Annotated in this window: 1 protein-coding gene; it reads right to left on the bottom strand. The window is 45.6% G+C overall.

The features are described 5' to 3' along the window. Positions 1–922 (bottom strand): hypothetical protein (locus GC096_RS27005; RefSeq protein ID WP_171634527.1); only part of this gene is annotated, 922 nt, incomplete at both ends.

The following is a 922-nucleotide window of genomic DNA, read 5'->3' as shown; positions in this document are numbered from 1 at the left end:
ACACCGAACGTTCCGCCAATCGTACGATCTGTCACAGGAGCTATCTCAATCGTTTTCGTCACATCTTTAATACCATTTGATCCGGCAATACTCACTTTATCCGTAATTTGAATTGTCGGATTTGCACCAAGCACAATTTGCAAGCGCGTAGCATATCCGCCGATCGAGTCTACCCAGTATACATTTTGAGTAACGCCAAAAGGTTTCGTTCTTAAAATTCCCGTACTGTCACTTACAGTGATCGTCGATAGGACGAAGGTAGAATGATCTACTGGCGTATTAAATACAAACTCCAATGTATCGCCCTCAGCTACAGCAGCAGTGCCATCGCCATTCGTTGCGTATAAATTACTCAAAGTCGGCTGGACAAGCTCACCGAAGGTGCCGCTAATCGTCCCTGCTCCACTAATGGATTCTGATTCACCGCTGTAATCTTTAATTCCTGCATCTGTGCTAATCGTTACTACATCTCCAACAGCTACTGTTGCATTCGTTCCCAACGTAATAATTAACGATGCTCCATCTAAACTCCATGCTGCTGTTGCATTTAAACCAAACTTGTGGCCGCCACTTAAAGCAATGTTACTTAAAATATTCGTTGTAGAAGGTGTATTCGTCACAGCCGTAAATGCAATCGTAACCTTATCTCCGGCGTTGGCTCCACCTAACCCAAGGTCGTTGGTTGCTTGTATGGTTCCTATTGTTGGAATAGCACCAATTCCGAACGTACCTTTAATTATTGCTGATACAGACGAACCAATAGCACCTTCGCCGCCAATATTATGTAGCGATCCCGTTGCAAGCCTCAGCGTATCTCCGTATTTGACATCAATACCCGACCCGCCTAGCGTAATCGTCATCTGAGTTCCCGCGCCGTTCCACGTAATCGACGCTGCATCTCCTAAGCTTCCTGTACCTCCGA

Source organism: Paenibacillus plantarum (assembly GCF_013141695.1).
In the GTDB taxonomy this organism is placed as follows: domain Bacteria; phylum Bacillota; class Bacilli; order Paenibacillales; family NBRC-103111; genus Paenibacillus_E; species Paenibacillus_E plantarum.
This window is presented reverse-complemented; position numbering and strand designations above follow the sequence as displayed.